32 protein-coding genes and 2 tRNA genes are annotated in these 26,138 nt (G+C 71.0%); 18 read left to right on the top strand and 16 right to left on the bottom strand.

All coding sequences use genetic code 11. The features are described from left to right. The first annotated feature begins 19 nt into the window (after window positions 1-19). Entirely contained in the window at window positions 20-1,000 is a 981-nt protein-coding gene (locus ARTHRO9V_RS14450; protein WP_159828227.1) for an NAD(P)H-quinone oxidoreductase, read from the top strand. 94 nt (window positions 1,001-1,094) lie between these two features. Here ARTHRO9V_RS14450 and ARTHRO9V_RS14445 read toward each other — a convergent pair whose 3' ends face one another. From ARTHRO9V_RS14445 to ARTHRO9V_RS14425, 5 genes are read right to left on the bottom strand one after another with little or no spacing between them, the layout of a single operon-like run. Further along, complete coding sequence (locus ARTHRO9V_RS14445; RefSeq protein ID WP_159828223.1) at window positions 1,095-1,700, bottom strand: hypothetical protein; 606 nt, start codon at window positions 1,698-1,700, stop codon at window positions 1,095-1,097. Continuing rightward, on the bottom strand, window positions 1,697-2,287 hold the full coding sequence (locus tag ARTHRO9V_RS14440) for a DUF6286 domain-containing protein (protein ID WP_123571015.1): 591 nt from the start codon (window positions 2,285-2,287) through the stop codon (window positions 1,697-1,699). The genes ARTHRO9V_RS14445 and ARTHRO9V_RS14440 overlap by 4 nt, the downstream gene beginning before the upstream one ends. Continuing rightward, on the bottom strand, window positions 2,284-2,652 hold the full coding sequence (locus ARTHRO9V_RS14435; protein WP_159828220.1) for a hypothetical protein: 369 nt from the start codon (window positions 2,650-2,652) through the stop codon (window positions 2,284-2,286). The genes ARTHRO9V_RS14440 and ARTHRO9V_RS14435 overlap by 4 nt, the downstream gene beginning before the upstream one ends. Continuing rightward, window positions 2,649-2,840: a DUF2273 domain-containing protein gene (locus tag ARTHRO9V_RS14430; RefSeq protein WP_159828217.1), complete on the bottom strand. Its 192-nt coding sequence runs from the start codon at window positions 2,838-2,840 to the stop codon at window positions 2,649-2,651. The genes ARTHRO9V_RS14435 and ARTHRO9V_RS14430 overlap by 4 nt, the downstream gene beginning before the upstream one ends. Further along, window positions 2,837-3,271 (bottom strand): Asp23/Gls24 family envelope stress response protein, encoded by a 435-nt coding sequence (locus ARTHRO9V_RS14425; protein WP_159828214.1) that lies wholly within the window; start codon window positions 3,269-3,271, stop codon window positions 2,837-2,839. The genes ARTHRO9V_RS14430 and ARTHRO9V_RS14425 overlap by 4 nt, the downstream gene beginning before the upstream one ends. Before the next feature lie 260 nt (window positions 3,272-3,531). On the opposite strand from ARTHRO9V_RS14425, the gene ARTHRO9V_RS14420 reads away from it, so the two are divergent. The 14 genes from ARTHRO9V_RS14420 (at window position 3,532) to ARTHRO9V_RS14355 (ending at window position 12,919) form a co-directional block, all read left to right on the top strand. Then, window positions 3,532-4,086, top strand: coding sequence for an RNA polymerase sigma factor (locus ARTHRO9V_RS14420; protein WP_056044391.1), 555 nt, complete (start codon window positions 3,532-3,534; stop codon window positions 4,084-4,086). After that, window positions 4,083-4,838, top strand: a complete 756-nt coding sequence (locus tag ARTHRO9V_RS14415) for an Asp23/Gls24 family envelope stress response protein (protein ID WP_159828211.1) — start codon at window positions 4,083-4,085, stop codon at window positions 4,836-4,838. The genes ARTHRO9V_RS14420 and ARTHRO9V_RS14415 overlap by 4 nt, the downstream gene beginning before the upstream one ends. Next, window positions 4,835-5,347, top strand: coding sequence for a hypothetical protein (locus ARTHRO9V_RS14410; RefSeq protein ID WP_159828208.1), 513 nt, complete (start codon window positions 4,835-4,837; stop codon window positions 5,345-5,347). Before ARTHRO9V_RS14415 ends, ARTHRO9V_RS14410 begins: the two co-directional genes overlap by 4 nt. A 166-nt stretch (window positions 5,348-5,513) precedes the next feature. Next, window positions 5,514-5,584: transfer RNA gene (locus ARTHRO9V_RS14405), tRNA-Gly, on the top strand. Window positions 5,585-5,749: 165 nt separating this feature from the next. After that, on the top strand, window positions 5,750-6,883 hold the full coding sequence (locus ARTHRO9V_RS14400; RefSeq protein ID WP_159828205.1) for a DUF6177 family protein: 1,134 nt from the start codon (window positions 5,750-5,752) through the stop codon (window positions 6,881-6,883). Beyond that, on the top strand, window positions 6,873-7,280 hold the full coding sequence (locus ARTHRO9V_RS14395) for a hypothetical protein (protein ID WP_159828202.1): 408 nt from the start codon (window positions 6,873-6,875) through the stop codon (window positions 7,278-7,280). Before ARTHRO9V_RS14400 ends, ARTHRO9V_RS14395 begins: the two co-directional genes overlap by 11 nt. Beyond that, a complete protein-coding gene (locus tag ARTHRO9V_RS14390; protein WP_159828199.1) occupies window positions 7,277-7,669 on the top strand; it encodes a DUF6507 family protein in 393 nt (130 codons plus the stop codon). Before ARTHRO9V_RS14395 ends, ARTHRO9V_RS14390 begins: the two co-directional genes overlap by 4 nt. Then, entirely contained in the window at window positions 7,666-9,912 is a 2,247-nt protein-coding gene (locus ARTHRO9V_RS14385) for a TNT domain-containing protein (RefSeq protein ID WP_159828196.1), read from the top strand. The genes ARTHRO9V_RS14390 and ARTHRO9V_RS14385 overlap by 4 nt, the downstream gene beginning before the upstream one ends. Further along, window positions 9,909-10,208, top strand: coding sequence for a hypothetical protein (locus ARTHRO9V_RS14380; RefSeq protein ID WP_159828178.1), 300 nt, complete (start codon window positions 9,909-9,911; stop codon window positions 10,206-10,208). The genes ARTHRO9V_RS14385 and ARTHRO9V_RS14380 overlap by 4 nt, the downstream gene beginning before the upstream one ends. Window positions 10,209-10,326: 118 nt before the next feature. After that, window positions 10,327-10,662 carry a hypothetical protein gene (locus tag ARTHRO9V_RS14375; RefSeq protein WP_159828175.1) on the top strand — a complete coding sequence of 112 codons (336 nt, stop codon included), beginning with the start codon at window positions 10,327-10,329 and terminating at the stop codon, window positions 10,660-10,662. Window position 10,663: 1 nt separating this feature from the next. Beyond that, window positions 10,664-11,257 carry a hypothetical protein gene (locus ARTHRO9V_RS14370; RefSeq protein ID WP_159828172.1) on the top strand — a complete coding sequence of 198 codons (594 nt, stop codon included), beginning with the start codon at window positions 10,664-10,666 and terminating at the stop codon, window positions 11,255-11,257. Next, on the top strand, window positions 11,254-11,565 hold the full coding sequence (locus ARTHRO9V_RS14365; protein ID WP_159828169.1) for a hypothetical protein: 312 nt from the start codon (window positions 11,254-11,256) through the stop codon (window positions 11,563-11,565). The genes ARTHRO9V_RS14370 and ARTHRO9V_RS14365 overlap by 4 nt, the downstream gene beginning before the upstream one ends. A 126-nt stretch (window positions 11,566-11,691) precedes the next feature. After that, the gene (locus ARTHRO9V_RS14360; RefSeq protein ID WP_159828166.1) at window positions 11,692-12,147 is read left to right on the top strand and encodes an Hsp20/alpha crystallin family protein; all 456 of its coding nucleotides are present in this window, start codon (window positions 11,692-11,694) and stop codon (window positions 12,145-12,147) included. 316 nt (window positions 12,148-12,463) lie between these two features. Beyond that, window positions 12,464-12,919 carry an SRPBCC family protein gene (locus tag ARTHRO9V_RS14355; RefSeq protein ID WP_056044418.1) on the top strand — a complete coding sequence of 152 codons (456 nt, stop codon included), beginning with the start codon at window positions 12,464-12,466 and terminating at the stop codon, window positions 12,917-12,919. A 72-nt stretch (window positions 12,920-12,991) separates the two neighbouring features. Here ARTHRO9V_RS14355 and glsA read toward each other — a convergent pair whose 3' ends face one another. Next, window positions 12,992-13,930, bottom strand: coding sequence for a glutaminase A (glsA, locus tag ARTHRO9V_RS14350; RefSeq protein ID WP_159828163.1), 939 nt, complete (start codon window positions 13,928-13,930; stop codon window positions 12,992-12,994). A gap of 178 nt (window positions 13,931-14,108) precedes the next feature. Here glsA and ARTHRO9V_RS14345 point away from each other — a divergent pair, with 178 nt between their 5' ends. After that, window positions 14,109-14,393, top strand: coding sequence for a hypothetical protein (locus ARTHRO9V_RS14345; RefSeq protein ID WP_056044422.1), 285 nt, complete (start codon window positions 14,109-14,111; stop codon window positions 14,391-14,393). A gap of 66 nt (window positions 14,394-14,459) precedes the next feature. Here ARTHRO9V_RS14345 and ARTHRO9V_RS14340 read toward each other — a convergent pair whose 3' ends face one another. The 8 genes from ARTHRO9V_RS14340 to ARTHRO9V_RS14305 form a co-directional block, all read right to left on the bottom strand. After that, window positions 14,460-15,479: a DUF418 domain-containing protein gene (locus ARTHRO9V_RS14340; protein ID WP_159828157.1), complete on the bottom strand. Its 1,020-nt coding sequence runs from the start codon at window positions 15,477-15,479 to the stop codon at window positions 14,460-14,462. Between the two features lie 80 nt (window positions 15,480-15,559). Further along, entirely contained in the window at window positions 15,560-15,877 is a 318-nt protein-coding gene (locus ARTHRO9V_RS14335; RefSeq protein ID WP_159828154.1) for a hypothetical protein, read from the bottom strand. Between the two features lie 70 nt (window positions 15,878-15,947). After that, window positions 15,948-17,039, bottom strand: a complete 1,092-nt coding sequence (locus ARTHRO9V_RS14330) for an ABC transporter ATP-binding protein (protein WP_123570997.1) — start codon at window positions 17,037-17,039, stop codon at window positions 15,948-15,950. Then, window positions 17,036-17,923, bottom strand: a complete 888-nt coding sequence (locus ARTHRO9V_RS14325) for an ABC transporter permease subunit (protein ID WP_159828152.1) — start codon at window positions 17,921-17,923, stop codon at window positions 17,036-17,038. The genes ARTHRO9V_RS14330 and ARTHRO9V_RS14325 overlap by 4 nt, the downstream gene beginning before the upstream one ends. Further along, window positions 17,920-18,894 (bottom strand): ABC transporter permease subunit, encoded by a 975-nt coding sequence (locus tag ARTHRO9V_RS14320; RefSeq protein WP_159828149.1) that lies wholly within the window; start codon window positions 18,892-18,894, stop codon window positions 17,920-17,922. The genes ARTHRO9V_RS14325 and ARTHRO9V_RS14320 overlap by 4 nt, the downstream gene beginning before the upstream one ends. Then, window positions 18,894-20,030: an ABC transporter substrate-binding protein gene (locus tag ARTHRO9V_RS14315; protein WP_159828146.1), complete on the bottom strand. Its 1,137-nt coding sequence runs from the start codon at window positions 20,028-20,030 to the stop codon at window positions 18,894-18,896. The genes ARTHRO9V_RS14320 and ARTHRO9V_RS14315 overlap by 1 nt, the downstream gene beginning before the upstream one ends. A gap of 633 nt (window positions 20,031-20,663) precedes the next feature. Next, window positions 20,664-22,028 carry a DNA repair protein RadA gene (gene radA, locus ARTHRO9V_RS14310; protein ID WP_159828143.1) on the bottom strand — a complete coding sequence of 455 codons (1,365 nt, stop codon included), beginning with the start codon at window positions 22,026-22,028 and terminating at the stop codon, window positions 20,664-20,666. A 9-nt stretch (window positions 22,029-22,037) separates the two neighbouring features. Continuing rightward, window positions 22,038-22,964, bottom strand: a complete 927-nt coding sequence (locus ARTHRO9V_RS14305) for an SGNH/GDSL hydrolase family protein (RefSeq protein ID WP_159828140.1) — start codon at window positions 22,962-22,964, stop codon at window positions 22,038-22,040. 137 nt (window positions 22,965-23,101) lie between these two features. Between ARTHRO9V_RS14305 and ARTHRO9V_RS14300 the strand changes: the two genes are divergently transcribed. Continuing rightward, window positions 23,102-23,192: transfer RNA gene (locus ARTHRO9V_RS14300), tRNA-Ser, on the top strand. A 210-nt stretch (window positions 23,193-23,402) separates the two neighbouring features. Here the strand turns inward: ARTHRO9V_RS14300 and ARTHRO9V_RS14295 are convergent. Next, the gene (locus ARTHRO9V_RS14295) at window positions 23,403-23,696 is read right to left on the bottom strand and encodes a hypothetical protein (RefSeq protein ID WP_159828137.1); all 294 of its coding nucleotides are present in this window, start codon (window positions 23,694-23,696) and stop codon (window positions 23,403-23,405) included. A gap of 125 nt (window positions 23,697-23,821) precedes the next feature. Further along, window positions 23,822-24,883 (bottom strand): hypothetical protein, encoded by a 1,062-nt coding sequence (locus ARTHRO9V_RS14290; RefSeq protein WP_159828134.1) that lies wholly within the window; start codon window positions 24,881-24,883, stop codon window positions 23,822-23,824. Window positions 24,884-25,893: 1,010 nt separating this feature from the next. On the opposite strand from ARTHRO9V_RS14290, the gene ARTHRO9V_RS16025 reads away from it, so the two are divergent. Next, window positions 25,894-26,112, top strand: a complete 219-nt coding sequence (locus ARTHRO9V_RS16025; RefSeq protein ID WP_370516207.1) for a recombinase family protein — start codon at window positions 25,894-25,896, stop codon at window positions 26,110-26,112. The last annotated feature ends 26 nt before the right edge of the window (window positions 26,113-26,138 follow it).

The raw sequence follows: 26,138 nt of genomic DNA, 5'->3' as shown, positions 1-26,138 counted from the left end.
ACGGGGGGAGGATGGACGCATGCGTGCCATCACCGTCCCCGTGCCCGGAGGGCCCTCCGCCCTCGTCGTCTCCGAGGTCGCCGAGCCGGTGCCCGGCCCCCGCGAGGTCGTGATCGACGTCGCCGCCGCGGGCGTCAACCGCGCCGACGTCAACCAGCGGGAGGGGCACTACCCGTCGCCCGCCGGGGCGCCCGGCTGGCCCGGGCTCGAGGTCAGCGGCACCGTCGTCGCGACCGGCGAGCACGTCACCGCCGCGGCCGTCGGCGACTACGTCGTGGCCCTGCTGCCGGGCGGTGGTTACGCCGACCGCGTGCAGGTCGACGAGGGCCTGGTGCTGTCCCTGCCGCGCGGCGTCGACCTCGTCGAGGCGGCGGGCCTGCCCGAGGCCGTCGCCACCGTCTGGTCGAACGTCTTCATGAGCGCCGGGCTGAAGCCGGGCGAGACCCTGCTCGTGCACGGCGGCGCCAGCGGCGTCGGCTCGATCGCGATCCAGATCGCCGTGGCGCTCGGCTCGACCGTGTACGCCACCGCCGGGACGGCCGACAAGACGTCGTTCTGCGAACAGCTCGGCGCCGCGCGCGGCATCGACTACAAGACCGAGGACTTCGTCGCGGTCGTCGACGAGCTGACCGAGGGCCGCGGCGTCGACGTCGTGCTCGACCTGGTCGGTGGCGACTACATCGCCCGCGACGTCGAGGCGCTCGCCGTGAACGGCCGGATCATGGTGATCGCCGTGCAGGGCGGCCCGTCGGCCACGATCGACCTGTCGCGCCTGATGGCCAAGCGCGGTCGGGTCTGGGCCACCACGCTGCGCGCCCGCCCCCTCGACGAACGCCGCGCGATCATGGCCGAGGTGCGCGAGCACGTCTGGCCGCTGGTCGAGGCCGGGTCGGTGAGACCGGTGCTCGACAGCGTCTACCCGCTCGAGTTCGTCGCCACGGCCCACAAGCGCATGGAGTCCGGCGGGCACAGCGGCAAGATCCTGCTCGCCGTCCGCTGAGGCCGAGCCGAGGAGGCGCGGCTCGCGGAGCCGAGGAGGCGCGGGTCGCGGAGCCGAGGAGGCGCCGGTCGCGGAGCCGAGGAGGCGCGGGTCGTCAGGACACGCGGCTGTCGGACCCCTTGCGCACGGCCGAGGCGCCGGTGATCTCGACGAGCACGGGCACCGTCTCGCCCAGCACGCGGTCGAGCCCGCGGGCGACGTCGGACGCCGCCGCGACCACGGGTGCCGGGGACGATCCCGCGGTCAGCCGCACCCGCACCTTGAGGGCGGGCCGACCCGCGACCGTCCACGCCGAGACGCCCACCGAGGCCACGTCGCGGCGGTCGCGGAGCGCGTCCGTGATCGCGGTGTCGGCGAACGAGCTCGACACGGCGACCGAGCCGGCCGGGTCGTCCTGGACGACGACGCTGTCGGTGCGACCGTGCCCGTGGGCGGGGATCGCGATGACGAAGACGATGACGAGCAACAGGCAGAGCAGGGCGAGGGCCACCGGCAGCCAGCTGCCGCCCGTCGCACCGGACGGGTCGATCGGCGTCGCCGCCACGGCGTCGTCGAGGGCCGACGACGCGGGTGACAGCAGGTCGCGCAGGACGCCGCCGCCGGGCAGGGCGACGATCACGAGGAACGCTCCGACGGTCAGGGCGACGAGGCCGACGACGAACAAGAGGAGGCGGTTCGCGAACCGGTTGCTCGAGGTCATGCGCCGACCCTCCCCGTGTCGGTCGTGCGGACGCGAGCCGTGAGCTCGGGCCGGTAGGCGACCGACTCGAGTTCGGAGCGGGTGGCGGCCTCGACCGACTGCTCGTCGACCGCGAGGCCGGACGCGGGCGTCAGGTCGATCTGGGCCCGACGACGGGACACCCACGCCGAGACCTGCTGGTCCGAGAGGCGCCCCGAGACACGGGCGGCCCGGGCGAGCGAGGACGCGATGACCCGGTCGTCGACGACCACCGCCACGCGGTCGTCGTCGACGGTGTGGCGTCCGCGACGGCCGGGCGTCACGGCGAGGCCGATCAGGACGAGGCCCACGATCGCCGCGACGACGCCGGCGCCGAGCACGAGGCCCGAGGTGCCGCCGCCGTCGACCGACGACGTCAGCGTCGCGAGGACGTCGACCGGGGAGAAGAGCAGGGCCCGTCGACCGAGCGCGGCGTAGACGGCCTCCACCCCGACGTACCCGACGAGGAGCGTGAGCAGCACGAGCACGACGACGGCGCTGCCCGAGCGCGAGGAGTGCTGCTCGCGTCGGAGGACGCGGCGGTACAGGCCGGGGTCGATCCCGCTCACGAGGTGCGCCCCGTCCGGTCGGTGCGGCTGCCGCTGACGGTGACGTCGACGCGGGACACGGTGCGTCCCGCGAGTTCGGAGAGCCGACGGGTCAGGGTGGACTGGAGGTCGCGGACGACGGCGAGGACCCCGCCCTCGGGCATGGTCACGGCCTCGGAGAGCATCGGGACGCGGACCGGCGTCGAGACGCGCAGCGCGAGCTGGCCGGCGTCGTCCTCGGCCAGGACGCGGACGTCGGCCCGACGCACGTGGAGGGTCTCGGCGACGACGGCCACCGCCACCTTCTGCAGCACCTTGGCGGGGATGCCGACGTGCCCCGCGACGACGCGTCCCGTCTCGGCGAGATCCGTGCCGACGGTGGTCATGACGACGAGCGCCGTCCGCGCAAGGCGTCCAGCAGCCCGGCCACGTCGGTCCTGCCCGAGACGATGCGCCCGACGAGCGCGCCGACGGCGATGAAGACCGCGACGAGCACGAAGCCCCAGAACCCGAAGGTCAGGGCCGAGACGGCGAGCACGGCGCCGACGGCCATGCCCGTGGTGGTGGCGGTCACGAGACGCGGCTCTCGCTGGTGGAGTCGACGTCGTCGTCACCGGGGATGTTGACGTCGACGATCGCGACGTTCACCTCGGCGACCTCCATGCCGACGAGCTGCTCGATCGCCCCGGCCACCGCGGCACGCACCTGTTCGGCGACCGTGTGCAGGGGGGCCGGGTACCCGACGACGATCGTGACGTCGGCGGCGACCTGGGTCTCGCCGACCTCGACGCGCACGCCCTGACCGAGGTCGGTCGTGCCGATCACGTCCCGCAGGGCGCCGAACGCCCGCGCGGTGCCGCCACCGAGGGCGAAGACGCCGGGCACCTCGCGGGCGGCGATGCCGGCGATCGTGGCGACGACGCCGTCGGCGACCACCGTCCTGCCGGGCACCCCGACGGTGCCTCTCGGGACGGTGCTCTTCGGGGTCTCGTCGGTGGTGGCCATCGGTGTCTCCTTCTGATCGGACGATGTGCGATGGGTCGGCGTCGCCCTTCGGTCTTACCGGACGCGCCGCCGACGGGTCCGGTCACGGTCTCCCGCGCGCAGCGATTCCGGTGTATCCAGGGATGAGACGCCTTCCGTGGCCCGAACGTCACGGAATGCGTCACCATTCATCCACGGGTCGTGACTCATCCACGGGTCGTGACCCGCGCCTCCTCGTCCTGGGGGCCCGGGCGGACGCAGCAGCAGCAGAGGAGGCGGACATGGCGGCGGACCTGACCGAGGCCACCGACGCCGTGCTCGCGTCGCGTGCCGCCGAGGGCGACGAGCGGGCCTTCGAGGTGCTGCTCCGACGCCATCTGGGGCTGATGACGGCGTACGCCACCCGGCTGACCGGCTCACGAGCCGACGCGACCGACGCGGTGCAGGAGGCGTCCATCACGATCTGGCGCGAACTCCCGACGCTGCAGACGCCCGCGGCGGTCAAGGGCTGGATGATGCGCATCGTGTCGCGCAAGGCCTTTGACCTGATCCGGTCGCGACGCCTCACCGACGACGTCGACGACCTCGAGCTGCCGGCGGCGACGCCCACGACCGATCCGGAACGCCGGGCGTCCTCGAACGACGCCATGGAGGCGCTGCGTGCGGCGCTCGCGCGGCTCCCGGCCAGCCAACGGCAGGTGTGGGCGCTGCGCGAGGTCGGTGGCGAGTCGTACACCGAGATCGCCGAACGGACCGGCACCACCGTGACCGCGGTCCGGGGGCAACTGGCCCGGGCCCGAGAGACCCTGACCCGCGAGATGGAGGCCTGGCGATGAGTGACCGTCCTCACGGCACCGACCACGCCCACGAAGACCCGACCCCACCCGACGTGCCCGTCGCCCTGGGCGAGTCCGTCGACCCGGGTGGGTCCGTCGACCCGGGTGGGCCCGTCGACCCGGCTGCGCCCGTCGAGCCGGGTGCGCCGGGCGACGCCGGCCCGTCGCCCGACGAGCCCGTCGACGGTGCCGAGGACGGGGTCTCGCCCGAGCGTCTCGTCGACTACCTCGACGCCGGTCGGCAGCCCTACGACCCCGAGATCGAGGAGTCGCCCGAGGCCCGGGCCCAGCTCGCCGCCCTCGAACGCCTCCGGGCGATGGGGGCCCGACTGCTCGAGTCCGACGCCGCGGCGAGCCCCGCACCGGACCCGAGCTGGATCTCGGGCGTGATGGACCGCGTGCGCCTCGAGTCGCGGGCCGGGAGGCAGATCCCGCTCGCCTCGATCGACGAGCGTTCCACCCTGCACATCACCGAGGGCGCCGTGCGGTCACTCATCCGCGAGGCGGGCGACGGCGTCGAGGGCGCCATGGTCATCTCGTGCACGATCCACGGCGACGTCAGCGTGCCCGGGGCGCTCGTCCGGGTCGAGGTCGTCGTCAGCGGCCTCTTCGGCGAACCGCTGCCCGCGCTCGCCGAGGCGGTCAAGTCGGCGGTGTCGTCGAGCCTGTCCCGTCAGACCGAACTGACCCTCGAGAGCGTCGACGTGGTCGTCGACGACGTCCACCTGCAGAGCGAAGGAGGCGCGGCGTGAGCGACGACGACGGCCTGCGGGCCCCGATCAGCCCGGCCGACCTGTCCCTGCTCGCCGCCGAGCTCGGCGAGATCGCGGCGTCGGTCGACGGCGTCGTGCACGTCCGGGCCCGGCCCGGATTCGGCAGCGTCGTCCGCTCGGCCCTCCAGGGGTTGAGCGCCGTCGTCGGTGGCGGAGGGGTCGTGAGCTCGACCGTGCAGAGCGACGCCTCGATCGCCGGAGCCACGTCGGCCGACCCGGGCGTCCCCGCCTCCGACATCCCCGACGCCGAGCGCGCCGACCCGGCCTCCGCCGAGGCCGCCGCCCCCGGTCGACCCGTGCCCCTCGTCGGCATCGCCGTGGCCGACCTCGAGACCCGCATCACCCTCGACATCGCGGTCGACGAGAGCGGCTCCGGCCCGCTCGTGGCCCGTGCGGTCGCCCAGGCGCTGCTCGACCGCGTGAGCGGGGAGCCCGTTCCGCCGGCATCGGTCGACCTGCGCATCGTCTCGGTCGCGACGGGAGGCTGAGCGCGCCTCCTGCCGGTGGTGCGCGGAGTCGCACCGCCTGATTGACGTCGCACCGCGGAACGCGGCGGTGCGATGTCCGTTCGGCGGTGCCACACGCTCGGCAGGGTGGAGGGAGCACGGGAGGCGCGGGCCGCTATAGTGGTCTGACGCGCCTCCGAGGCGCCACGCGAGTGTAGTTCAATGGTAGAACTTCAGCTTCCCAAGCTGATAGCGCGGGTTCGATTCCCGTCACTCGCTCTCTTCTTCTCTGAGGTGACGTGACGGCCGGGCTGACGGCCTGGTCACCACCGCCGTCAGGTCTCTTCCCACGTCATCGGGGTACGGGCTCGTGGGGCGTTCGGCCGACGGCGGCCGGGAGCGCCGCCCCCGTACGATGGTCGTCGCCGCTACCGGGGGGAAGCCATGACCGACGATGCCACGACGACCGTCTCGTTGCTGCACCCGATGCTCGACACGCACGGGCCCGGCTGGGTCGAGTCGCGGTCGAGCAAGCCCGTCGTCGGGGTGTCCAGTGGCCTCTCGGCCCTCTTCGTCGACTGTGCCGGGCCGGGGACCCGCGTCGCCCTCGTCACCGATCCCGCATCGCGGCTCACGTACTCGCTGTTCCACCTGCTCGACGTGCTCGGCGGGGTCTGGCTGACCCGCGCCTCCGACGGTTCGCTGCGTCGGGCGGTCACGCTCGAGCCGGTGCGCTCACCGGCCCACGGCCTCGGGGTGACCGAGGACGGCTACCCCCTGCCGCAGGACGAGGCGCCGTCGTCGGTCCGGCTCGACGAGGGACGCACCGTCGACCCCGACGCCGTCCCGTGGACGCAGCTCGCCGTCGTCACCCACCACCGGGCGCGGGCCGAGGCCCGACTCGGTGGCACGCTCGAACGACTCGTCGAGGCGCTCGCGCCTGGCACGCGCACCCTATGGGGGACGACCGAGCCGGCCACCACGGTCTGGGACCGGGACTTCTTCACGGCCGCCGCGCGCAGCCGCATGCCGTCCGAGACGCGGTTCCACGTGGCCGGCGGTGACGCCTCCGGGCCGAGGTATCGGGGCTGGGTGCGCATCGCGCGCAGCGACGACGGGGTGATCGAGGAGACCCGCATCGTCGTGACCGGAGCCGTCGCGCCGGGCGTCGTCGCGGACGCCCTCGCCGACGTGGCCGGTCGACAGCAGGTCCTGCTCGCCACGGCGTGGTCGATGTCCGGCCGGGCCGACGGGACCGTGTCCGCCCACGACCGGGTCGCACCGCAACCGCTCGCCGCCGTCGTCGGGGCGCGGAGCGTCCGGGGCATGCAACTGGACGTCGAGGGTCTCGTCCGCCGGGTGGGTGGACGGGTGCTCGGGTCGTCGCGGACGCCGTCGGTGCTCGTGTCGTTCCACGAGGGGCTGGCCGGTGACGCCGAGGTCGGTGCTGGTGCTGGTGCTGTCGACGGTGCCGCGGCCGCAGCCCGTTGGCACCGCTTCGCCGATGCTGTCGAGGCCGTCGGCGCCGACGAGATCCTCGCCGCGATGACCCCGCCGGGGGTGCACCGTGCCTCGTGAGTACACCGTGGTGACGCCCGAGCCCGTGACCGCCGTCGATGGTGCCCGCGCAGCCGCCGAGATCGACCCGTACCTCGGGCTGGGCAAGCTCTGGAACGGCGGCGGGCTGCAGATCGCGACCGACGACGGGCTCGTGCTGGCGATCGTGCGCAGCACCTACGTCGAGGACCCGGCCGACGCCTCCGTCCTGCTCGGGGTCGACGTCGAGGCGGGCAGCTGGCTGACCGAGGCGTACGCGCCGGGGACCGACCCGGTGTCCGATGCGGTCGTGCAGGCGCTCGTCCGCAACACCGGGGGGCGCGTCGTGGTCGAGGCGGTCCCGGGTGGGCCGAGGCCCGCGACGGCTGCGCCCGCGACGACTGCGCCCGCGCCGACCGACGAAGGAGCACGCTCATGAGCTCGTGGTCGATCTCGCCCAGCGGGGTGCAGTCGGTCCTGGCCGAGGTCCAGGTCTCGGCCGGCGACCTCGGCACCGCGGCCGGAGGCCTGGAGACCGGTCACGAAGAGCTGAGCGGTGGTGTCGGCGACCTCCTCGTGGGCGTGGCCAACGCGGTGCTCGGGTTGATCGAGTCCGAGGCGACGACCCTCACGTCGGTGGTGAACCGCATCGAGTCGTGCGGCACCGGTGCCGCCGAGGCGACCATCGCCTACGTCGCCGGCGACGAGGAGATGGCGGCGAACGCCCAATCCGCCGCCGTGACGGCGGCCGCCGAGGCACCCGCTCTGGCGAGCGAGCAGAGCGCCGCCGGCATCCCGCCCGTCTCGACCCCGGGGGTGCCCCGATGAGCCCCTCGCTGATCGTCCCCGGTGCGATCCCCGGCGTCACCATCGACCCGGCGGCGATCTCGACGTCCGCCGCCACCTTCCGCAGCACGGCGACCGCCATCGCCGAGAAGGGTGCGGGCGTCGTCACCTCCTGGTCCGGGCTGTCGGGCGTCTACGCGGCGCCCGAGGCCGAGCAGTTGTTCGTCGCCATGGACCCGGTCGGCACGAGCACGCAGACCCTCGGCGACACGTTCGGCCAGGTCGCGACGTTGCTCGACGACCTCGCCACGGCCGTCGCCGCGCCCGTCGCCCGGCTCAAGGAGCTCGTCACCGAGGCCGAGGCCTTCACCGCCGAGGTGTCCGGCGGCGTCACCTACAGCACCGAGAGCTACAACTCGTACATCTCGAGCGGGCCCGACGAGACCACGGTCGAGTGGTACGACCACATCCCCTCGCGCAACCGCAACGACGAGTTGCTCGGCGAGGTGAACGCCGAGGTCGCCAAGATCGACGCGGCCCGAGCCGAGTGCGAGAACGGCATCAACGCGTTGCGCACCGACCCGATGTGCTTCCCCGAGCAGGTCGGCCTGTCGGCCGAGCAGCTCGACTCGATGAAGGACCTGCCCTACGGCGCCCCGGGCGACCCGCACAAGACCTGTTCCGAGTCGATGGGCACGGGTCTCGGCATGTTCATCGCCGAGGCGGCCTACGGCGCCGGTGCCCTGGTGGGTTGGGACATCCAGGGCGGCACGGGCGTCACCAAGGAGTTCGGCCTCAAGGCCTGGGGCGGCCTGCTCCAGGGGCTCGGGGCCATCGCGATCACGAGTCCGGCGACGATCGCGCTGGCGTACGCACCTCCCGGCACGGTGCCGGCGGCCGCCCAGCCCGCCGTCGACTGGTACCGCACCACGATCGAGGGCGTCACGCAGGGCATCGTGGGCACGCCCGAGATGTACGACGAGGACCCGGTCGCGGCCGGCACCTACGCCACCCTCGGCGTGGCCTCGTTCTTCGTCCCGGTCGGAGGCGCAGCCGTCGGCGGGACGAAGGCGGCGACGGGCCTCGCACGGCTCGGTGGCGCCGCGGAACGAGCTGCGCTTCGTGCCCCCGAAGGTTCCCTGTCGCGGATCGGCCTGACGCACGCGGGTCACGCCCTGAACGCCATGTCGGAGACCACGCGTCTCCTGACCGGAGGGCACGGCTCGGCCGGTCGCGGGCCGGACGCCGCGCCCTCGCGGTTCGACGAGCAACTCACCCGCCTCGACGACGTCGTCGGCGTCCGCGCCGACGGTCTCGCGCCACCGCCCACGCGCGTCGACGGCCCCGACACGACGCCCGGGCCGGTCCGTGGTGACGACGCGTCCGCCCCTCCCGTCCGCGACGACGCGTCCGCCCCTCCCGTCCGCGACGACGCGTCCGCCCCTCCCGTCCGCGAGGACGCGTCGGCCCCGCCGGTCCGCGAGGACGCAGGAGGCGCGGGTCACGCCGACGACGCCCCCGCGGCCGACCAGCCCGGTCACGCCGACGGCGATGCCGGAACGGGTGGCTCGGGCGGCGGCCACGGCGACGGCCCTGCTCAGCCAGCCCCGGTCAAGGACGCCCCGACGGGTCCGATCACCGACGTCACGGGGACGAGGGACCTCACCCCGATCATCGACGCTAGCTCGATGACCCGTAACCAGTTGGCCGACTACCTGGACGTGAAGGACCCCAAGGCGGGTGCGGTGTTCCGGGACGAAGGCAAGTGGCCGGAAGACCAGCGGATTCCCGCTGATGCCAGCTTCCTCGGCGAGGACGGTCTCGTCGACTGGGAGGACATTCCCTACAAGGGCTTCGCGCTGAACGATAGCGGCGCGTCCATCATCGACGAGAACCCACACCTTCCGGCGGGCACTCTCCTGGATCGAGCGGGGTCACCGGATGGTGTCTTCGTTTCACCCGTTCCTCATGACGGGGTGCCCTACACGCATGAGCAGCGGGCCACACCTTGGGTGCGGGACGAGGGACTCGAACACGTCTACCGAACGACGGGGGACCTCGGGGACATCAGAGGCGCGTACGACCGTAGTTCTGCCCTCCGCAAAGAAATCTTCGATCGATCGATGATCAAGCACAAGATGACCTGGGATCGGATGCATGCTCGGCAGGGGCCTATTGCTCGTGCGTTCGGCTTGCCAGGCGGCGGAGAGCAGATTCTCCTACCCATGAGCGTCCAAGACTTGATGGACATTGGTCTCATCGAGGAAATCGGAAAGGCAACATGAGCGCGACTGATGTGAACGGACTCCGAGCAGAAGTGGAAGCGGCCGGTTTCGGTCATCTAAATTTTCTGATCGGTGACACGTCGTTACACCTCCCGGGCGCGCAGGTGATCGGGCAGATCGACGGGGTGTGGGTGACGTTCTTGCGCGACGAACGTGGTCTCGTCGAAGAGCTGACACTCGTCGAGCATCCGGATGAGCGCTCTGCCGTCACAGAGTTCATGTTCCAGTTACAGAACCTCGCCCGGTTGGAGGAACTGCGGGCCCTCCTCGATGCAGGCTTGGACCCCGATGACTGATTGCCGACCGCGAGGGTGTCGTGCCGACGCTTGACGAGACCCTGGCCGTCCTCAGGGATGAAGCCCTCCTTCGTTACGACCACGTCATCGACGGCGACTACACGGGGAGGAGCAACTCATGACGACGCTCCAAGAAACGGTCGCCACGATCGAGGCCGAGGGGCTCGACAGGTTCGCCTACGTGATCGGTGATGATCACGCCGGCTCGGCGGACGCCCTGGTCCTGACCCGACGGGACGGCGTCTGGACGTCCTTCTCGACCAATGAACGTGCCGGTGTCGAGGAGACCAGCGTTCGCACGTACGAGGAACTCTCCGACGCTCTGGACGACTTCCTGCGTCTCATGAGGCTGAGGGCCGACGAGGACGCACTCATGTCGCGCATCAGGGAGAAGAACAGGCTCGCCCACGAGACGTGGCAGGCGTCACGAGACGACCGACCGGGGAAGGCCTGACATGGCGACGATCGAATCGGTGCGCGTCGTCATGGCGGCAGAGGGACTCGATGACCTGGCGCACGTCCTCGTCGGTGACCACGCGAACAGGACGGACTGCCTCGTCGTCACCCGACGCGACGATGCCTGGGTGACCTTTTCCACCGACGAGCGTGCTGCGGTCGTCGACGAGAGCATGCGCACCTACCCGAGCGAGTCCGAGGCCCTGGAGGACTTCCTCGTCCTGCTCCGGCTGAAGAAGCTCCTCCGCGACCTGCAACGGGAGCGCGACCTCGAGCGCGTTGAGGGGGCGGCGATGAGCCTCGCGTCGTTGCCTGCGCAGATGGAGGCGGAGGACGTGAACCGCATTCGTGTCGCTCTCGGTGACGATTACCTCAGGCGCCCGGACTGTCTCGCCGTGGCGCGACGTGACGGCGTGTGGAGCACTTTCTACGTCGACGAACGAGCTGCCGTGGAGGAACGGAGCCTGCACACGTTCCCCGACGAGGTCTCGGCCGTGGCCGACTTCCTCGACCGTCTGAGGTCCCAGCATCGCAAGCTCGAGATCCAGGACGAACTCCGTGACCGACGCCGACGAGCAGGAGAACCGTCATGACGATGGTCGCGCGCACCCTGGCCGACCTCCGAACCCAGGTGGACGCCCGTGGACTCGGCCACCTGAACGCCGTCATCGGGGACGCGACGACGGGGAAGCCCTTCGCGCTCGTCCTCGCTCGACGGGACGAGGTGTGGAGCACCTACTTCCTCGACGAGCGAGGTCTCGTCGAGGAGCAGAGCATCCGCACCTATGACGACGTCGAGGCAGCCGCAGCCGACTTCCTCCGGTTGCTGGGCAACCTGGCCCGCATCGAAGAGATCGATGCCGAGCTGGCCGCCCGCCGACAGGTGCAGCGTCCTCAGTGATCTCTCGGCAGCGTTCAAGCTGCGTTTGAGGTACGAAACGCTGGTCAGAGGTACATTCGTGTCGTCAACGAGCCGGGGCCACGGGGTCCCGGGTCACACCGATCAACCGAAAGGGGACTCTTCATCATGGCCATGTCTTTCGATCCTTTCACCGAGCTCGACCGTCTCACCGGCGCCCTCACGGGCCTGCGACAGGGGCCCAGGGTCATGCCGGTCGACCTCTACCGCGACGGCGACCGCTACGTGCTCAACGCCGACATGCCGGGCATCGATCCGGGGTCGGTCGACGTCGACGTCGACGGTCAGCTGCTGACCATCCGGGCCAACCGCACGCCCGACACCCGTGACGGCGTCAAGTGGCTCGCGCAGGAGCGGCCGCACGGCTCGTACCTCCGCCAGTTCAGCGTGGGCGAGGGCATCGATTCGAGCCGCATCACGGCCCACTACGACAACGGCGTGTTGTCACTCGTCATCCCGGTCAGCGAGAGGGCGAAGCCGCGCAAGATCGAGGTCGTCTCCGGCCAGGCGCACGAGACCGTCGACGCGATCAACGCCTCACCCGCCCGCGACACGACGAGCTGACCCCTCAGGCGGTCTGGCCGTCGACCCCGGCCACGCCGTCGGCCCCACCACCCCGTCACGATCCGTCGTGGCGGGGTGGTCGTCGTTCCGGGGACGCCGGCGCTCGACCGCCCCGTCGTTGGTCGCGGGCGCGCACGTACTCGGCCGCGGGCGCACATGTACTGTGCGGTGCCCCGGTCGGCCGTGTCACCCGGCACCTGACCGTTGCCTCCGCACGTGGGCGAAGCCGACCCGCGCCTCCTACCGTTCACGGCAGGGCACGACGTCGACACGGCGTCGCCCGACAATTCTGAACACCGTCAGCAAGGAGTGCACCATGGCACAGGCCATCGAGACCATCGACGTCAACGTCCCCGTCAGCGTCGCCTACAACCAGTGGACCCAGTTCGAGTCGTTCCCGAAGTTCCTCGACGAGGTCGAGTCCATCACCCAGACCACCCCCACCCTCACGGTGTGGAAGGTCAAGGTCGGACCGGTCGAGAAGACCTTCGAGGCCGAGATCACCGAGCAGCACCCCGACGAGCGCGTCGCCTGGAACAGCACGGGCGGCGAGGTCGACCACGCCGGCGTCATCACGTTCCACAAGCTGAGCGACGACGTGACGCGCCTCACGGTGCAGATCGACTGGACCCCCGAGGGCTTCCTCGAGAAGGTCGGCAACACGCTCGGCGCCGACAACCACGCCATCAAGAAGGACCTCAAGAACTTCAAGGAGTTCATCGAGCGCGAGGGCAACGTCGACGGCGCCTGGCGCGGAGACGTCCAGGCCTGAGCCCCGGCTCCACCCGACGAGGCCCCCGGTCGGCTCCTGTTCGCAGGACGCCCACCGGGGGCCTCGTCCGTGTCAGCCGCCGAAGCCGAACGAGTGCAGCCCGTGCTCCTCGCTCAGTCGGCGGCTCCACTCGGCACCGCGGACGCTCGTCCCCTGCTCGTCGATGGGCGGGCTGAACACCGCCGCACCCAGCCGGTTCGGCGCCGACAGGACGATCGCCCCCGAGACGCTCGACTTCGCGGGCACCCCGACGCCGCGCATCCAGCGGCCCGACCCGTCGTAGACGCCGCAGGTCGCCATGACCGACACCACGTCGCGGGCGACGCGGGCGTCCACGACCTGCTCGCCCGTCACCGGGTTGCGGCCGCCGAACGCGAGCGTCGCGCCCATCACGGCCAGGGCCTCGGTGTCGACCAGCACCGAGCAGGCCCGGGCGTAGAGCGCGACCGCGTCGTCGGCCGTGTGCTCGAGGCTGCCCTCGGACCGCATCAGGTGCGCCAGCGCGTGGTTGCGGTCGCCGTGCAGCTGCTCGGACTCGCTGACCTCGCGGTCGTAGTCGAGCTCGCGCCCCGCGAAGGCCCCGAGGCCCGCCAGGATGCGCGTCGTGCGGGCGTCGCAGGTGTCGCCGTCGACCAGGGCGGCCGTGAGCAGGGCTCCGGCGTTGACCATCGGGTTCGGCGGTCGGCCGGTGCCGCCCTCGAGCTTGATCGCGTCGAACGCCTCGCCGGTCGGCTCGATGCCGACCGCGTCGAGGGCCGCTCCGTCGGTGTCGGCGAGGGCGAGCGCGAAGAGGAACGGCTTCACCGCCGACTGGATCGAGAACGCGTGGCCCGAGTCGCCGGACGCGACCGCCTCGCCGGTGGACCGCACCACGGCGACCCCGAACAGCTCGGGGTCGGCCTCGGCGAGCTGGGGGATGCTGTCGTCCACCGCGCCTCCTCGGGTCGGGAGGACGGAGGCGCGCAGGGCCTCCAGGGACGCGGCGTCGGACGACGGGATGGGGGACGGCATCGTTCCACCCTGACAGGCCGGGGCCCGTGCGTCCGGGCCTGCAGGAGGCGACTGGGGCCCGGGGCGGGGTACAAGGATCACGCCGGGCCCTCGGAGTCAACCCCTCCCGTTGTCAGGTCGCGTGTCTAACGTGCACCTCGTCGGGCCGCATCGGGGCGGACCGCGAGAAGGGGCGACCATGCTGAACGACGGTGGGGGACGCCGGTCGGGCACGGCCTGGCCGGGACGGGGCCCGCTCGCCAGTGCTCTCGACCTGAGGCTCGACGTGATCGGCCGCGGCCGCTGGCGCATCGTCGACGTCCGGCGGTCGGAGCGCGGAGCCCCGGTGGTCATCGGATCGGTCGCACAGACCGAAGCGGGCTACGAGCTCACCCTCGCCGCGACCCCTGGTCGCCGCCTCTGGTGCACCGACCTCTCGAGCGCCCTCGACACCGTCGTACGGGCCTCCTGGAACCGCCGCTGACCCGAGGAGGCGCGGCTCCGATCGGTCGGGACCGCCGCCGACCCGAGGAGGCGCGGCTCCCGTCGGTCAGGACGCCCGGCGCACCAGCGCGGCCGGCCGCCACCAGGTGACGCTCCGCCAGGCCCACTCGACCGGGCCGTAGACGAACCGGGCGAGCCAGAGGCGGCTCAGCACGGACTGCACGGCGATCAGGGCGACGCTGATCGCCAGCCCCGGGACGACGCTCGTCAGGTGCCCGAAGTCGATCACGAGGGCGAGACCTGCCACGACGATCGCCGCGACGACGTAGTTGGTCAGTGCCATGCGGCCGAGCGGCTCGAACACCGCGGCGACGACGCGGCGGGCGGGGGTGCGCCAGAGCAGCGCGAGGGCGGTGGCGTAGGCGACGGCCATGACGAGCCCGGCGATGCCGCCTGGCGTCGAGAAGCGCGGGTCGCCCGGGGTCGTGGCCTGCCAGAGCAGGGCCGGCACCGTGAGCACCGCGGCCGCGGCGAAGATCAGGGCGACGCCGCGCCCGGCCGACTCGAGCACGCGGGGCAGACCGTACGCCGCGGCTGCGGCACCGAGCAGCATGAGGCCGGGGGTCGAGGCGAGGCCGCCACCGGTCAGGGCATAGGCCGCGACGGTCAGCGCGGCACCGAGGGTCAGGGTCGCCCAGCGGGGGGCGAAGACGATGATCGGCAGCACGACGAGGCCGACGACGCCGTACTCGAGCAGCACGTTGCCGGGGTAGACGAGCATGAGCAGCCCCCCGATCGCGACGAGCCCGATCAGCCGGCGCACCATGACGAGTCCGGGCCGGGGAGCGCGCGCCCGGGCACCGGCGAGCACGAACCAGAGGCTCATGCCGAAGAGGAACACGAAGATCGGCACGAACCGGGTCTGCACCGTGAGGTACAGCAGGTCGCGCACCGGGTCGTCGACCGGGCCGGCGTTCTCGATCGCCAGGTCGATGCCGAGGCGGGTGATGTCGAGCGTGTTGACCAGCAGGATGCCGAACAGCGCGAAGCCGCGCAGGGAGTCGACGAACCTCCAGCGGGTGCCGGTGGTGGGTGGGGAGTCGACGGCGGGCGCAGCGGAGGTCATGTGCCCAGCCAAGCCGACCCGCGCCTCCCGGTCGTCCCCCGTGGTGATGGTGCGCCTCCGTCTGAAGTATCAGATGTGGGTCAGGCGAGCGCCCACTCGGCGCGGAACTCGTCGCAGGTGAGCCGGTCGAGGTCCGCCTCGATCTCGACCTTGGATTCGTCGGCGCCGGTGAGGCCCTGGGGCGGCAGACGGTGGATCTCGCGACCGGTCGAGCGCTCGCGGACCACGACGTCGAAGCCCGGCCACTCGCCCTCGAACGAGCCGAGGAAGAACCCGACGACGACCGAGACGAGCCATCGCCCGGCGACGACTGGCCTCGGCCGCCGGGTCGTGACGATCTCGGCCTGCCACACCGAGGAGGCGCGGGGCACGTCGTCGGGACCGGTCACCGGGGGCATGCCCCGAGGCTAACGGCGGGACCGTGCGGGCCGCCTCCGTCGCCCGGGTGACCCGGTGCCGTCGGGTGGGTCAGGAGGCGCGGCTCGTCACGGCCACGCGGGCGGGCGTGAACGAGACGCGCACCGACGACCCCGGCTCGCGCCGTTCGTCGGCCCGGTGGTCCAGCACGAGCAGCGTCTCGCGGTCCACGCGCACGCGGGTGCGGCACACGGCCCCCAGGAACGACACCGACTCGACGACGCCCGCGAGCCCGCCCTGCGCGACGAACGACACGTCCTCTGGACGCACGTACGCCCAGACCGGTCCCTCGGCCGGCGTCCCCACGACCGGCACCTCGGGGCAGCCCGCCAGCCGCACGAGACCGCCGATGACCTCGCCGGAGACCCGGTTGCTCGTCCCGACGAACTCGGCCACGAACGCCGTCGCGGGTGCCGAGTAGAGCTCTTCGGGCGTTCCCACCTGCTCGATCGACCCGGCGCGCATGACGGCGACGCGGTCGGCGACGGCGAGGGCCTCCTCCTGGTCGTGGGTGACGAAGAGCGTGGTGATCGACAGCTCGCGCTGGATGCGCCGGATCTCGTCCCGCAGTTGCACCCGCACCTTGGCGTCGAGGGCGCTGAGCGGCTCGTCGAGCAGCAGCACGCGGGGTCGCGTGACCAGCGCCCGGGCCAGCGCGACGCGCTGCTGCTGGCCGCCCGACAGCTGGTGGGCGTAGCGCTCGCCCAGGTCGCCGAGCCCGACCAGGTCGAGCATCTCGCCCGCCCGGGTGGCGCGGGCGGCCTTGTCGACCCGACGCATGCGCAGCCCGAACTCCACGTTCTGCCGCACGGTCAGGTGCGGGAACAGCGAGTACGCCTGGAACACCATGCCGACGTCGCGGCGGTGCGTCGGCACGCCGACCACGTCGCGGCCGTCGATCGTGATGCTGCCGCCCGTGACGTCCTCGAGCCCGGCGAGGCTGCGCAGCGCGGTGGTCTTGCCGCAGCCCGAGGGGCCGAGCACGGCGACGAGCTCGCCGGGCTGCAGCTCGAGGTCGAGCCCGGTCAGCGCCCGGTGCCCGGCGAATTGCTTCGTCACGTCGTGGAACGCGACGGCGGCGCCCGCGCCCGCACCGGCGGCGGTCGGACTCGTGACGGAGGGGCGGGGGAGCGTGGCGGTCACGAGAGGGCCTTCCGGGTGGGGATCGGGCGGGCGGCCCCGAGGGCTCCGACCCGCCCGATCACGAGCAGCAGCACGAAGGCGACGGCCAACGAGATCAGGGCGAGGACGACGGCGGCATAGGGGTCGGAACGGGACACCTGCACCAGGGCGGTCTGCAGGTTCACGCGGTTGAGCAGCGAGGCGATGGTGAACTCGCCGAGCACCACGGCCACGGTGATGAACGCCGCCGCGAGCAGTCCCCGGCGGAGGCTCGGCACGACGACGAGGGCCATCGTGCGCGGCCAGCTCGAGCCGAGCGTGCGCGCGGCCTCGGTCAGCGTGCGGAGGTCGGTGGCCGCGAGGTCGGACTGCACCGCACGGTAGGCGTAGGGCAGCACGGTGACGCCGTACGCGAGCGCGAGCGTCCAGGCGCCCGAACCGGCCACCCGCGAGACGACCGAGTAGACCGGCGCCAGCCCGACCACGAGCACGATCGCGGGCACCGTGATCGGCACGAGGCAGACGAACTCGAGGGGCCGGACGAGGCGCGGGTGGCGGAGGTGCACGAGCACCATCGCCGGCACCAGCAGCACGAGCACGAGCAGGGCCGAGACGACGGCGAGCAGCAGCGAGTTCGTGACCCCCTCGACGAGGTTGCGGTACATCCGCTCGTTCTCGGGGTCGACGATCGCCAGCCAGTGGTTCAGGTCGTGACCCGTGCCGTCGGCGCTGCGCAGCGAGAACGCGACCATCGCCGCGATCGGCGCCGCGAAGAGGGCCCCCACGACGACCAGGGCGGTGCGGCGCGCGACCGTGCCCGCGCCTCCTGCGCTCGTCGACCGCGGAGCGCTCGTCGTCCGGGGCGTGCGCGTCGTGCGCGTCGGCTCCGTCGTCCGGGCGCTCATCGCTGCCACCGCTCGGTGCGGCGCTGCAGCAGCGAGTAACCCGTCATCAGCACGGCCATGACGACGGCCATGCCGAGCGCGAGCGCGCCGGCGACGTTCTCGCGGCCGAGCACCGTCTCGCTGATCAGTGCGGCGCGGATCTGCAGCGGCACGATCTGGGCGCCCTGGCTGATCAGGGCGGCGGCGGTCGCGTACGACGAGAAGGCGTTGGCGAAGAGCAGCAGCAGGCTGCCGACGAACGCCGGGGCGAGCACCGGGACGACCACGCGGACGAGGTGCTGCCACCGGGTGCCGCCGAGCGTGGCCACGGCCTCGCTCCACTGCGGGCGGAGGCCGCTGACGGCGGGCATGAAGGTGATCACCATGAGGGGCACCTGGAAGTACAGGTAGGGCAGCAGGAGCCCGGGCACCTGGTAGAACCAGACCCCGTCCGCGTAGAGGTCGACGCCGGCGACGTCGATCAGCAACCGCGTGACGACGCCCTGGATGCCGATCGTCGCGATGAAGGCGAACGCCAGCATGACGCCGCCGAACTGGGCGAGCACGCTCGACGCGGCGTCGATGGCGTTGCGGACGGCTCCGTCGGGGCGCAGCGAGGTGAGGCCCCAGCAGACGACGGCGCCGACGACGGCCCCGGCCACGGCCGTGACGGCCGAGACGGCGGCCGAACTGGCGAAGGCACGGACGATCAGCGGGTCGCCGAGCGCGGCCAGGTTGTCGAGGGTGAGGGCTCCGTCGCCGTCGACGAAGCCCGTCCCGAGCGCGAGCAGGCACGGCACGATCAAGAAGGCGAGCACCCAGACGGCGAACGGGGTCAGCCCCCACCAGGCCGCCGGACGGCGCCGACCCCGTGAGGGGCCGACGCCGTCGGAGGACGAGGAGGCGCGGGTCGGCAGGCCGCCGCCGTCCCCCTCGTGCGCCGACCGCACATCGGCGGTCGTGTCCGCCGCGCGGGTCGACGTCGTCACCATCAGCCGATCGCCGTGGCCCAGGTGTCGGCCAGGACCTTCGAAGCGGCCTCGGTCTGCTCCGCCGTGAACTGGACGGTGTCGGAGGGCTGCTCGCCGACCTTCTCGAGAGCGTCCTGGTCGACGGTGCCGGCCTCGGTCATCGCCGCGAGGCGCACGGGGTAGGCGCCGGCCGCGAGGTACAGGTTCTGCGCGTCGTCGCCCATGACGTACTCCTGCCACAGGCGGGCCGCGGCGGGGTGCGGGGCGTCGACGTTGATCGCCTGGTTGTAGTAACTGCCGAGGGCGGTTCCGGGGAGGACGGCCGTCTTCCAGTCGCGTCCGCCGGCGTCGGCCGCGGCGGCCAGGTTGTTGTAACTCCAGTCGAAGACGACCGGGGTCTCGCCCGAGGCGATCGTCGCCGGGGTCGGGTCGGTGGGCAGGAAGTTGCCGGCGTCGGCCAGCTGCGAGAACCAGTCGACGCCCGTGCTGACGTCGTCGGCGCTGCCGCCGGACTGCAGCGCGGCCCACTCGACGGCCGCGGCGGCGGCACCGGCCTGGGTCGGGTCGCCGTTGATCGCGACCTTGCCCTTGTAGTCGCCACCGAGCAGGTCGTCGAGGCTCTCGGGGGCCGGCACGGCGTCGGCGTCGTAGCCGACCGACATCAGGCCGGTGTAGTCGTAGACCCATCTGCCGTCGGCGTCCTTGTGGTCGTCGGCGATGTCGTCCCAGGTCGACACCTCGTACGGCGCGAACTGGTCGAGGTTGGCGAGCGTCACGGCCGAGCCGAGGTCGAACACGTCGGGGGCGGTGTCCTGCCCCTTCAGGTTCTGGGCGGCGGTGATCTCCTCGGCGCTCGAGACGTCGGGGCTGTCCGAGTTGACGGTGATGTCGTACTTCTCCTCGAACCCGTCGATGATCTTCCCGTAGTTCGCCCAGGTGTCGGGCAGGGCGATCACGTTGAGCTCGCCCTCGGCCTGCGCGGCGCTGACCAGGGCGTCCATGCCGCCGAAGTCCTCGGCGCTGGTGGCGGTGGCGGCGTCGGTGCCGTTCGCCGCGCCTCCCGAGCTGTCGGCGTCGGCGCTCGCCGAGCAGCCGGTCAGGGCGAGGGCGGCGATGCCGAGGGTGGCGGCCGAGACGAGCAGGCGCTTGTCGATCATGCGGTGGAGTCCTTCGGGTGCGGGGCCGGGGTTCGCCGGGGACGGCGACGGGGGACCGGACGGCCCGCTGGGCACGCTAAGGAGGCGCGACGACGTCCCGGGGGAGGCCGCGTGAACGAGGGGCGAACAGGTGGTGGCGGGGTGGGCGTGCCGACGGGGGCGTCGCCGCACGGACAGTCGGCGACGAATGGGCAGAAGATGCTGCTCGTCACCGCGGGAGGAGCATCTTCTGCCCACTCGTGCCCTGGCCTCGTGCGGGTCGGGCCGGCTTGGGCAGCTCTCGTTCCGGAGGCGCGGGTCGAGTGGTCGCGGATCGTCCGCCGGGTGCGTCGGAAGGACGGTTCGGGACCACTCGGCAGGTGTGTTCGTGGGCGCGAAGGTGCGGGTGTGGGTGCGGCCGTCGAGTGGGCGGAAAGTGCTCGTCAGGTTGGTGGGAGCAGCACCTTCTGCCCACTCGCACCTGGTGTCGGACGTGCGGGACCGTACGTCCGCCGGCCGGGACCAGCCCGGCCCGGGGCCCGGGTCAGGAATCACGGGACGCGTCAGCACACCCGAGTCGGCCTCGGGTCACGAGGCGCGGGTCGGGCCGAGAGACGCGGGTGTCTCGGGTAAGGAGGCGCGGGTCGGGCCGGCTCAGAAGGCCCGGTCGAGCTCGCGGTCGCGTTCGGAGTCCGCGGCGCTGAACGCCCGGCGGAGCGCTTCGCGCAGGTTGCCCGACTCGGCGTCGACGAGTTGGGTGAAGCCGAGGCGTCGGGCTTCGGAGGCGCGCTGCTTGGGGGAGGAGACGGGGCGGATCTCGCCGGCGAGGCTGATCTCGCCGACGGCGGCCATGGTCTGGGGAAAGGGTTTCTCGCGGCTGGCGCTGGCGAGGGCGAGTGCGATGGCGAGGTCGGCGCCGGGTTCGGTGATCTTGATGCCGCCGACGGTGCTGACGTAGACGTCGGCGTCGCCGAGGCGGATGCCGGCGCGGCGTTCGAGCACGGCGAGCAGCATGGCGACGCGGGAGGAGTCGACGCCGTTGACGACGCGGCGGGGCTGGGGTGTCGAGCTGGCGACGATGAGCGCCTGGACCTCGACGGGCAGGGCACGGCGGCCTTCCATGGCGACGGTGATGCAGGTGCCGCTGACGGGGGTGCCGTTGCGCGACATGAAGAGGCCGCTGGGGTCGGCGACCTCGGCGATGCCGTCGCCGGTCATCTCGAAGCAGCCGACCTCGTCGGTGGGGCCGAAGCGGTTCTTGTGGGCGCGGATGAAGCGGAGCGCGGTCTGCCGGTCGCCTTCGAACTGGCAGACGACGTCGACGAGGTGTTCGAGCAGGCGGGGGCCGGCGATGGTGCCGTCCTTGGTGACGTGGCCGACGAGCAGGACGGGCAGGTTGCGGTCTTTGCTGACGCGGATGAGGGTGGAGGCGACCTCGCGCACCTGGGAGGTGCCACCCGCGATGCCGTCGATGGTCGAGGACGAGACGGTCTGCACCGAGTCGACGATGACGAGCTGGGGGTCGACCTGGTCGATCTGGCCGAGGATGACCGAGAGGTCGACCTCGGCGGCGAGAAAGAGGTTGTCGTGCATGGCGCCGGTGCGTTGGGCGCGGAGGCGGACCTGCGAGGCGCTCTCTTCGGCGGTGACGTAGAGGACGCGGGCGCCGGTGGCGGCGGCGCGGGAGGCGACCTCGAGCAGCAGGGTCGACTTGCCGACGCCGGGTTCGCCGCTGAGCAGGATGGCGGCGCCGGGGACGATGCCGCCGCCGAGGACGCGGTCGAACTCCGCGATGCCGCTGGGCCAGTAGGCGACGCTGTTGGCTTCGACCTGGGTGATGGGTCGTGCGACGCGGTCGCCTTCGACGCGGACCGAGGCGGTGCCGCGGGCGCTGACGAGGGCCGAGGTGACGTCGACGACGGTGCCCCACTTCTGGCACTCGCCGCAGCGCCCGGCCCACTTGAGCGACGTCCACCCGCACTCGGTGCAGCGGAACGGGGGAGTGGTGGTGCGAGCCATGCCGTCAGCCTAGGAGGCGCCCCCGACATCGGCGGAGGCGTCCGTCGGGGACGTGGTCGCGCCTCCTGCGGTGTCCGTCGTCGGGGTGTCGCTGCTGGTGCCGGCAGTCGGGGCGGCGGCTGCCGCGGCCGTGTGCGCCGCGACGGCTTCGGCCTCGCGGGCCTCGTGGGTGGTGGCGGCGTCGTCGGCGGCGATGCGGGCGAGGCGGGCGGCGATGGCGGGTTCGAATGCGGAGGCCCAGACGCGGTAGCCGCGGTCGTTGGGGTGGAAGAGGTCTCCGGCCGAGTTGCGGTAGGTGCGGAAGAACCCTTGGCTGCGGGTGGTCTCGTAGAGCGGGACGACGGTGAGGCCGAACTCGCCAGCGACGCGGCGGACGATGGCGTTGGCCTCGACGAGCTTCTTCTCGCGGTCGGGAATCCACATGGCGGGTAGGTCGCCGACGATGGCGTGTGAGGGCAGGGCGCCGTAGATGACGCGGAGGTTCTTCTCGAACGACTCGGGGTTGAACTGGATGATGTCGTTGGCGCCGATGGCAACGGTGACGATGTCGGGTTCGTACTTCTCGAACTTGGGCAGCTGGTCTTTGCGGCAGAGCCAGGTGGTGGAGCCGCTGACGCTGAGGTTGACGACGCGCAGCGAGGTGTGGCTCTGGCGGCGCATGTACGCGGAGAGGCGGCCGACGTAGCTGCGGGCCGGGCTCGAGGCTCCGATGCCCTGGGCGGCGGAGTCGCCCATCGCGACGTAGAGCAGCTTGCCCTTGCGGTCGAAGCGGTCGCGCCACCAGGCGGAGTGGACGGGTAGCAGGGCGTTCAGGTCGGCGGCGGCCGCGTTGCGGCGCTGTATGAAGCGGCTGACGCCGGCGCCGGCGGCGGCCGTGGTGGCGAGGGTGACGCCGACGCCCGAGAGGAAGGCGGTGACGGTGTGGCGTGAGGGCATGGCCCGAGGCTACGCCGGGCTCCGATGCCCGCGCCGGGCGTCCGTGCACCCTGTGCACAACCCCGAGGAGGCGCGGTGCGGTGGACGAGCGATCCCCCGGTTTCGTCCCTGTCGCCGGATGTACTAAACTCATCCTCGGTACCGTGTCCGAGCGGCCGAAGGATCATGTCTCGAAAACATGTGTGGGGGTTAACTCCACCGTGGGTTCAAATCCCACCGGTACCGCCAAAGGGTCACTCGTAAGTCTGGCTTGCCGAACTTTGCAGGTCTGACCTAAGCAGAAAAGCCCCCAGCTCATACTGGGGGTTTTTTTGCTTCCGTTGCACGGGCGGTGTAGGCATTGCCTGCTCGTCGAACGGGACGAGTTTGCGGGGTGGCGGGTTCCGCATGTGGCGGCTTTCATTGCGGTGGTCGCGGGAACGCTGGAGGTACTCGCCTTCACGCTTTCGAGGGACACGGCGTCGGCCGACTGCTTGTCGTAGTTCCTGCCTCCGCTGCTCCGCTGCTCCGCTGCTCCGCTTCGAAGTTGGTGGTGCGGGTCATGTTGGACTTGACCGCCATCAGGGCGAGGGCGAACTGTTGGGCGGCCAAGCCTCGTACCGGCCAATTTGTTGTGACGTGGAGCTTGTGGTCGCGCTGCAGCGAGTCGTTGGTGGATTCGCTGCTGCTGCTGCGGTCGGAGCGGTATGTCTTGAACCACTGCCGGCTGACCACCAGGACGAACGACGCCATTGAGTCCTGCGTCCCCCCGGGCGACACCCGTCTGCCGCTGCACGTCCAGCTTTTTCGGCAGCGTACGAATGCGCTGCAGCCGAGCCATACGATCCGGAGCGTTGGCTGCACCGCTACCCGACCGATCAGTAGCTGTCTGTCTTCTTCTCGATGAGCGCTGCCTCTAACGCACGAGTCATGAGGTCCTGCAGAGCATCGCCATCAATGAGGCGTTGGAGAAGGTACTCCGCGGGCCATCTCTCGCGATGTCCCGGTACGTCAGAGGTGGACAGCGCTGCGCTCCCGGCGCGGACGAGCTCCGCCAGTTCAACTAAGTCCAGGCCAGTGGCTTGCCTCGTAGCGTGCCACAGGCCCCAGACCACTTCCTTGGCTCGGGGAATGTCGTCTAAGTGCGCACCCTCGTGCGGCATGCTCCGACGATTCCGATTGAAGTCGGCAAGTGTTTTTATACAATGAAGCAGGACGCTGAACAAGTGTGCGGTCTCCTGCCCGGTGGGTGCGTGCTTGGCGTCCACGGCTAGCTGGCGGCGGTCATCCGAGCCTCGGAGGACCCACCGCAGCAGGTCGAAGTACTGGACGCACTCCGTCCACGATTTCGGTTGAAGTGCGCTATCTGTGGACATGACCCAGCCGAGCACCGACCACGGAGAGGCCTGGTCAAGGCCGCTTGACTGCGGGATGACAGCGAGGGACCGATTCCGCAGCGAATGCGACATCCACGGGGCCAGGGCATGGGAATACATGCGCATCCTGATGTCTGCGCTTACCTCTTCTACAGCGGCGCGCACCGCGATGCTTCTGTGTTCCGACTGGGCAGCATCGCGCAGACCTGGGAGGACGTCTTCGACGAGAGAGACGCGGTCCGCCAAACTGGTACTGACGACGAAGACCGGAAGCGGTGCGCTCAGCCAGTAAGCGGCGTGGTTGCCGATTTCAACGCGCGAAGCGGGAAGTTTCCCATGCGTAGCCGCCGTTCCCTTCGACTGAAAGCCTGCAACAAAGGCCGTGGCAAGGGTTGCGTCGCCATCGGGGATGCTCGCGAACGACACCATGTCGATTCCGGAGTCGACGTCCTGCGGCCATGGAAAGCTAAGAATGTCGCTCTCGTGCAACTTCTCCTCGAGGATCAGCAGGGCCGACTTTGCCGTCTTCGCATGGCCGGGGACATTCGGGTGTGGCTGAGCCATGGAGCTCCTGGTTCGAAGAAGAGGATGAGTTGGAGCGATTGATACAGTCAAAGCCCGAGGTGCCCTGTCGGCCGGTATCGGCCGGTCGGTAGCTGTCAGGTCAAAACGGGGCGTAAAGTCGCCCTGCATTTAGCGCTACCTGGCAACGGTAATCCGTCGACTCGTCCCGGAAACCCACCGTCGAACCACGAGTTCAAGCTTGACGACGCGCTAGAAACCATCCGCGTTAACACATAGCGGAGTACGAGGGGGCACCTTGTGGGTTTGCATGGCACAGTCACCACGTCACGATGCGCCGGAGAGCATACGGTTTATCAAACCAGCGTCAGAGACCGGAGCATGTGCGACGTTCTTGCCAAAGCGTGGGCCGACCGTCCCATCCCGCCTCGACGGCGGAGGCACCGCATTCCCGAACGCACGATTCGATGGGGCTGGCTTCGATAAGGGGTCCGCGGAGGAGCCCTAATTCGGAGCGACAAGACATCCGGTCCCACCACTGACGGACATCGACTGGTCGTCCGGCGACCGGTATCCGGGGCGCGACATAGTCGGGGCACGGTCACACGGGACGCGAGGTCTCAGGAAACCCTCGGACAGAACAAACGCCCGAATGTCACCTCTGCGCCAGGGCGAGACGAGTCGATGCCTGACAGCGCGGAACCGGCCTAGCTGAAGCGGCCAAAACTCCGGCACCACTTCACCCTTTTCAGGATCGCCCTGAAGAAGGGGCAAAGGTTGGACGCCCCTAGGGAAACGCAGCAAACCATGGCAGAACGGTGCCCGCCGATGCCTATGTCTGCGGGCCTCCGCTAGACCCGCAGATGACCCGCCAGAGCGAAAGCCCTGAGAACCTTGAATCCACGAGGGGCTTACGGTTTTTCTCATGAAGGGCCGACGTCACGTAGCGCGAATGGCCTCGGGTCCGACGTCGCGCTAAGAGGTAGTAACCCTAACGGTTCCCTTCGATTGCCTATAAAAACACTTGTTCGTGGGGGTGCCTTGGCGGGCCCGTGCTCGGTGTTGAGGACCGCTATGTGTATGTCGACCACGACCCTGTTGGGGCGAGTAAAGACAGACCATGCTTCCGCGAAGCCTCGGCCGAGGCACGATACGCCGACTATCTCGTGGTTGTAAAGCTTGACGGTCTCGCCCGGTCGCTGCATGAAAGCTTGGTATTGAGCTGTTCCGAGAGTGTCTATACCATCATTGAAGCTAAGTTCCTGCCATAGTGCAATGAGGGTCTGCCCTATGGGCC

It is taken from the genome of Frigoribacterium sp. 9N (genome assembly GCF_902506305.1).
Lineage (GTDB): Bacteria > Actinomycetota > Actinomycetes > Actinomycetales > Microbacteriaceae > Frigoribacterium.
Note: the sequence above shows the minus strand (reverse complement) of the source record. Positions and strands in the feature narration are given on the sequence as shown.